5 protein-coding genes are annotated in these 6,559 nt (G+C 69.1%); 4 read left to right on the forward strand and 1 reads right to left on the reverse strand.

The window, feature by feature from the left end:
- Positions 1–89 precede the first annotated feature (89 nt).
- The 4 genes from UU9_RS03615 to UU9_RS03630 all read left to right on the forward strand — a co-directional run bounded on the left by UU9_RS03615 (position 90) and on the right by UU9_RS03630 (position 4,249).
- Positions 90–1,559 carry a GTPase gene (locus tag UU9_RS03615; RefSeq protein ID WP_007080359.1) on the forward strand — a complete coding sequence of 490 codons (1,470 nt, stop codon included), beginning with the start codon at positions 90–92 and terminating at the stop codon, positions 1,557–1,559.
- Between the two features lie 174 nt (positions 1,560–1,733).
- Positions 1,734–2,315, forward strand: a complete 582-nt coding sequence (locus UU9_RS03620; protein WP_007080360.1) for a cytochrome b — start codon at positions 1,734–1,736, stop codon at positions 2,313–2,315.
- The gene (locus UU9_RS03625) at positions 2,312–2,872 is read left to right on the forward strand and encodes a YceI family protein (RefSeq protein WP_007080361.1); all 561 of its coding nucleotides are present in this window, start codon (positions 2,312–2,314) and stop codon (positions 2,870–2,872) included. The genes UU9_RS03620 and UU9_RS03625 overlap by 4 nt, the downstream gene beginning before the upstream one ends.
- A gap of 12 nt (positions 2,873–2,884) precedes the next feature.
- Positions 2,885–4,249 carry a GTP-binding protein gene (locus tag UU9_RS03630; RefSeq protein WP_007080362.1) on the forward strand — a complete coding sequence of 455 codons (1,365 nt, stop codon included), beginning with the start codon at positions 2,885–2,887 and terminating at the stop codon, positions 4,247–4,249.
- 134 nt (positions 4,250–4,383) lie between these two features.
- On the opposite strand, the gene UU9_RS03635 is transcribed toward UU9_RS03630, so the two are convergent.
- On the reverse strand, positions 4,384–6,559 hold a 2,176-nt coding region (locus UU9_RS03635; RefSeq protein WP_050982372.1), incomplete at its 5' end, for a DUF3418 domain-containing protein.

Below are 6,559 nucleotides of genomic sequence, written 5' to 3' on the forward strand. Positions count from 1 at the left end.
CGAGCGCCGACGCGTCCTGCGGGCGGGCCGACACCGTGCGGCGGCCCCGACGCCCCGTTGCCGGGGCGCAGGCACACTAGAATGCCGGCATGCCCCGACGCTTCCGACTTCTGCTCACCGCACTGGCCCTGGCGGCGCTGCTGTGGCTGCTGTTTGCCGCCGCCGAGCGCGCGCTGGCGCTGGCGCAACGTTTCCTGGCCCTGCCCGCGGCGCTGCAATGGACGCTGGGCGGCGCGCTGGCGATCTTCGCCGCGGCCGGCCTGTCGGTGTTGTGGTGGCTGCTGCGACCGCGCCGCAAGCGCCGCCCGATGCCCGCCCCCGATCGCGACAGCCTGGAGCAACGGATCGATCAATTGCGCAGCCGCGGCGCCGACACCGGCGCGCTGGGCAGCGAGCTGGCCGAACTCGACCGCCGTCGCGCCAGCGAGCGCGTCTACGTGGCGTTGTTCGGCGAAATCTCCACCGGCAAGTCCAGCCTGATCCGCGCGCTGGCGCCGCAGGCCATCGCCGCCAGCGACGTACGCGGCGGCACCACGCGCGAGGTACGCCACCACGACGGCGCGCTGCCCGACGGACGCACCCTGGTGCTGGCCGACGTGCCCGGCAGCCGCGAAGCCGGCGGCGAGGCGCACGAAACCCTGGCCCGCGAGGAGGCACTGCGGGCACATGCGGTGATCTACCTCTGCGCCGGCGACCTCAACCGCCAGCAGGCCGATGAACTGCGCTGGCTGGCCGACTTCGGCAAGCCGCTGCTGCTAGTGATGAACAAGGCCGACCAATGGGACGCGGCCGAGCGCGAGCAGTTGCTGGCCCACCTGCGCCAGTTGTCGCGCGGCATCGCCAGTGCAGTGCTGGCGATCAGCGCCGGCGGCAGCGAACGCTTCCAGCGCACGCTGGCCGACGGCCGCACCGAAACCGTCGAACGCCAGCGCCAACCCGCGATCGAGCCACTGCTGCGCGCCCTGGCCCGGCTTACCGCCCGCGGCGCCGAGGGCCTGGAAAGCCAGCGCGAGAACGCCGTGCTGGCAGGCCTGCATCAACGCACCGGCGCATTGGAAATGCAAAGCCGCGCCGAGGAGGCCGAACGCATCGTGCGCAAGTACGCCCGCCGCGCCGTGGTGGGTGCGCTGGCCGCGGTGGCGCCGGGCAGCGACCTGGTGATCCAGGGCGTGCTCGCCACCGGCCTCACCCGCGCCCTGGCGCAATTGCATGAGGTGCCGGTCAGCGACGTGCAGATCGAGGATTTCGTGCGCCAGGCCCGGCTCACCCTGCGCACCGGCAGCTCGATCGTGCTGGCCGTGGCCGGCAATGCACTGAAGGCGTTTCCCGGCCTGGGCACGCTGGGCGGCGGTGTCTTGCACGCCTTCGCCTATGCGCTGATCTTCGATGCGATGGGCCGCGCGCTGTCCGCCTCGCTGGCCGAACGCAACACGCTCGACCAGGACGATGCCGGCGCCCGCCTGAAAGCCTTGCTCACCGACGCCGACGGCCCACGCCTGCGCCAGCTGGCCACGCTCACCCTCGACGCCGTGCGCGAACGCGATGCCCCGCCACCCTGACCTGTTGTTGTGGGAGCGACTTCAGTCGCGATGCCCTTGCTTTTGGGCTTCACGGAAAAGCATCGCGACTGAAGTTGGTCCCACCGGGAAACGCACCGTTTCGCTCCCATCGCTGGCACCATCGCCACCCATCGGCCAGACTTCGAGCATTCATTTCCGCCTGCAGGACCTCGCATGAAACTGCGCAGCAACGCCTACCGATGGGGCGCGATCGCCAAGGCTTTCCACTGGACGATCGCGCTGGCGATCATCGGCAACGGCGTGTTCGGCCTGCTGATGGATCTTTCGCGTTCGCCGATGCAGAAAATCAACTGGCTGGCGCTGCACAAATCCATCGGCCTGACCGTGCTGGCGCTGGCCCTGCTGCGTCTGCTGTGGCGGTGGCTCGATGGCCGGCCTCGCGAAGCGCCGGCACCGCGCTGGCAACAATGGTCCGCGCGGGCGGTGCACGCTTTTTTGTACGCATTGATCGTGGCGATACCGCTCAGCGGCTGGTGGTTCAATTCGGTCACCGGCAAGCCACTGCAATGGTTCAAGCAGTTCAACCTGCCGGCGCTGGCGGAAAAGAACGACACGCTGCGCCACTTCGCGCACGGCGTGCACGAGTACCTGTTCTGGTTTCTGCTGCTGGTGCTGGTGGCGCATGTGGGCGCCGCGCTGAAACACCATGTGTTCGACAATGACAATGTGCTGCGCCGGATGCTGCCGTTCGGCCGCCCGCGCCCGCTTCCGGATGCCGAAGGAGATCGCCGATGAAACGTCCCGTCCTGCCATCATTCGCCCTGCTGCTGGCGCTGGCCCTGCCCGGGCTGGCCGCCGCCACCGAGTACACCGTGCAACCGGCCGCCAGCACGCTGGGTTTCAGCGGCACCTTCCAGGGTGAAACCTTCAACGGCCATTTCGACAAGTGGAACGCGGCGATCCGCTACGACGCCGCCGACCTGACCCAGGCCGCGTTCGACGTCACGGTGACGCTGGCCAGCGTGAAAACCGGCGACAGCGATCGCGACGGCGCCCTTCCTGGCAGCGATTTCTTCGACGTGGCCAAGTTCCCCACCGCGCATTTCGTCACCACCGGCTTTCGCCGCAATGGGGCGCAGGTTGTCGCCGACGGCAAGCTCACGATGCGCGGCGTGACCAAACCGGTCAGCCTGGACGTGAAATTCCAGCCCGCCGCCAGCGGTGCCACGCTGGACGTGGCCGGCGTCGTGCAGCGGCTCGACTTCGGTGTGGGCGGCGGCGAGTACGCCGATACGTCGGTGATCGGCGCCGACGTGAAGGTCACCGCGCATCTGCAACTGACCGCGAAATAGCGGCGCGCGGCATTGGCCATCGACAGCTTGTGGCAGCGCCTGCGCGGACTCCTGCGGCCGACGCCGCGCGATCCGGAGGCGGTGCCGCACGCCCGCACGTCCAGCGGTTCGTCGCGCGTGGCCGACAGCCTGCGCAGCCTGCTGGACGACCCCACCATTCCCGCCGCGGTGCGCAGCGAACTGGCGACGGATTTCGCTCGCATCGAGAGCATGCTGGCGAAACTGGAGCGCGGCGAATTGCACATCGCCGTGTTCGGCCGCGTGTCGGCGGGCAAGTCGGCGCTGGGCAATGCCTTGCTCGGTCGCCCAGCGTTTCCCGTGGGCGTCCTGCACGGCACCACCACCGAAGCCGGCCAGGCGACGCTGGACGAAGCGCAGCACGACGGCCTGGTATTGATCGACACACCCGGCATCAACGAGCTCGACGGCGAAGCGCGCGAGCGGCTGGCCTTCGACGTGGCCGAGATCGCCGACCTGGTGGTGTTCGTCTGCGATGGCGACCTCACCCGGCAGGAGCTGGACGCCCTGAAAACCCTGGCCGCCACCCAGCGCCCGCTGCTGCTGGCGCTGAACAAGGCCGATCGCTACGGCGCCGATGAACTGACCGCCCTGCTGGACCATCTGCGCCAGCGCGTGGCCGGCCTGGTGCGGCCCGATGACGTGCTGGCCGCGGCCGCTTTGCCTGCCGCGCAGCGGCTGATCGACGTCGATGCGCGGGGCAACGAAACCGTCGGCGAGCGATCGCCGCCACCGGACGTAGCGGCGTTGCGCGAACGCCTGCTGGCGATCGCCGCGCGTGAGGGCAAGACGCTGTCGGCCATCAATGCCGGCCTGTATGCGGGCCGGCTCACCGACCAGGTCAGCGCCCGCATCGCGCAGACGCGGCAGCAAGTCGCCACCCGGCTGATCCGCCACTACTGCCTGGCCAAGGGCGTGGCGGTGGCGCTGAACCCGATTCCCGTCGCCGACCTGCTGGCCGCCGCGGGCCTGGATGCGGCGATGGTGGTGCAACTGTCGCGCGTCTACGGCCTGCCGCTGACGCGCGCCGAATCCGGCCGGCTGGTGGCGGTGATCTCGGCGCAGCTGGCCGCGTTGATGGGCGCCATCTGGGGCATGCAACTGGTCGCTTCCGCGCTCAAGGGCATGAGCGCCGGCCTCTCGGTCTTCGTCACCGCCGCGGCGCAGGGCGCGCTGGGCTGGTACGCCACGGTGCTGATCGGTCGCGCCGCCGAACGCTACTTGGTCGGCGGCAAATCCTGGGGCGATGCCGGCGCCAAGCGCGCCGTCGCCGACATCGTGGCCAGTCTCGATCGTGATTCCATCCTGCGCGAGGCGCGCGGGGAAATCCTGAAGCGGTTGAAGTCGCGACGCGGTTAGGACGCTCCTACCTGTGGGAGCGACTTCAGTCGCGATGCTCTTGGTCGGGATTCGGGATTCGGGATTCGGGATTCGCAAGAGCATCGCGACTGAAGTCGCTCCCACAAAAGTCGCTCCCACAGAAGCTGGCTTGGCTACAACGCCGAAAGCGCTTTCGCCAACCGCTTCGCCGACACTGGTTCAGCGGTCTTCAATTCCTGGGCGAACAGCGACACACGCCATTCCTCGATCAGCCAGCGCAATTCCGCCAGCGCCTGCGCATCGACGCCGGCGGCGCGGTGTTGCAGCCAGGCGCGCCAATACGGCATCACCTGCAGCATGCGTTGCTGATCCCTGGCCGGGTCCTGGCGCAGTCGTTCGGCGCGCAGTCGCATGCCTTTCAGGTAGCGCGGGTAGTGGGCCAACCGTTCCGGCGAGAGTTCGCGCAGGCAACCCGGCGTGAGCAGCGCATCGAACTGCTCGTGCAGGTCGTCGTAGCTGGCGCGGGCGAAACCCATCAGCGGAGGCTGCAGCCAGGGCTTCAGATCGGCTTGCGCCTCGATGATCGGCTCGGCCAGTTTCAAGCGCTCCACCGCGGCGCCGAACAGTTCGCGCGACAACTGCGTGCGCAGTTTTTCGAAATCGCCGGCGCTGCGCGCATCCAGTTGGTGGCGTGCCAGCAGGTCGGTGAAACCGCCCTCGACCAGATCCTCGCGCAGGCTGTCGATGCTGCCCAGCGGCGTGTATTTCAGCGACAGCGGGTTGGCGATCGGCAAGCGGCGTCGCGCCTGCTTCGCCTCGCTGGCCAGCGCGTTACGCAACAAGCGCACGACGCCTTGCCGGTGCGCCGCACGCGCCTCGTCGCTGCGCTCGAACACGCGCAGCGCCACCGTCTCGCCCAGATCCACCAGCGCCGGAAACGCGGCCAGGCCACCTTCGGAGCGCACCTGCGCGGGGATTTCCTCGAAATCCCAGCTGGCCACGTCTTCGCGGGTCAGCTCGATGTCGGTCTTGCGCGAGAACGCCTCGCGCGCCTGGCCTTCCCAGCGGCCGCGCAGCTCGGCCAGGTCGCGGCCGCTGGCCAGGGTCTTGCCGGGCTTCACCGCATCGCCCTCATGCAGGCGATAGCGCATCAGGAAATGCGCGGGCAGCTTGACCGCGTCGAACGCCGCCGCATCGACGTCGACGCCGGTGGTGCGTTTCAGGAAACCGGCCAGCACCTTCGCCAGCGATGCGTCGCGCGGCGCCTCGGCCTCGACAAAGGCGCGGGCGAAATCCGGTGCGGGCACGAAATTGCGGCGCAGGGTTTTCGGCAGGCCTCGGATCAGCTCGGCCACTTTCTCGCTGAGCAGGCCCGGCACCAGCCACTCGCAACGCGCGGCCGGCAGCGCGTTCAACATCGCCAGCGGCAGATGCAGGGTGACGCCATCGGCCTCGTCGCCGGGCACGAAGCGGTATTCGAGCTTGTAGCGCTGCGGCGGGATGTCCAGCCAAGCGGGAAACGCCTTCGCATCCAGCCCCGCGCCGCCGGCCATCACGTCATCCAGCGACCAGCGCAGCGCCGCCTGCTCGGCAGGGCGCGCCTTGCGATACCACGCATCCAGCGCGCGGCTGCTGGCGATGTCCTCGGGCAGCTTGCCCTCAAAGAACGCCACCAGATCGTCTTCATGGCGGATCAGGCCTTCGCGCCGCTGCTTCGCCTCGATGCCACGCGCGTCTTCCAGCACGCGCTGGTTGGCGCGCACGAAATCGGATTTGCTATCAACGTCGCCACGCACCAGCGCCTCGCGCAAGAAGATTGCATGCGCCAGCGCCGGATCCTGCTTCTGGAAGGTGACCGGCCGCTTCTCCACCAGCACCAGCCCGAACAGGCTCACCTGCTCGTACGCCACTACGCAGCCGCGCTTCTTCGACCAGTGCGCGTCGCGGCAACTGGTACGCAGCAGGTGCGCGGCCTGCTGCTCGATCCACAGCGGTTCCACCCGCGCATTCGACATGCCCCACACACGGCCGCCCACGTCCAGGATCTGCGCGCTGAAGATCCAGTTTGGCGGCGTCTTGGACAAGGCCGAGCCGGGGAAGACATGGAACTTGCGCTCGCGCGTGCTCTGGTAGATGCCCTTCTCGTCCTTGCGGCCGACCTGGGTAGGCAAGCCGGCGAGCAAGGCGCGGTGGACTGACTCGTAGAGGCGGTCCCCTTCGGCTTCGCTCGCCGTCGCCGCCACGGGATCCCGCGCTGCACGCTCAAGCCCTCTCCCCCGCCCACGGGGGAGAGGGTTGGGTGAGGGGGGCTTCTGCTGGGGCGAAGAGCGGCCCCCCCCCCCCCCCCCC

Source organism: Rhodanobacter fulvus Jip2 (assembly GCF_000264315.1).
Classification (GTDB): domain Bacteria; phylum Pseudomonadota; class Gammaproteobacteria; order Xanthomonadales; family Rhodanobacteraceae; genus Rhodanobacter; species Rhodanobacter fulvus.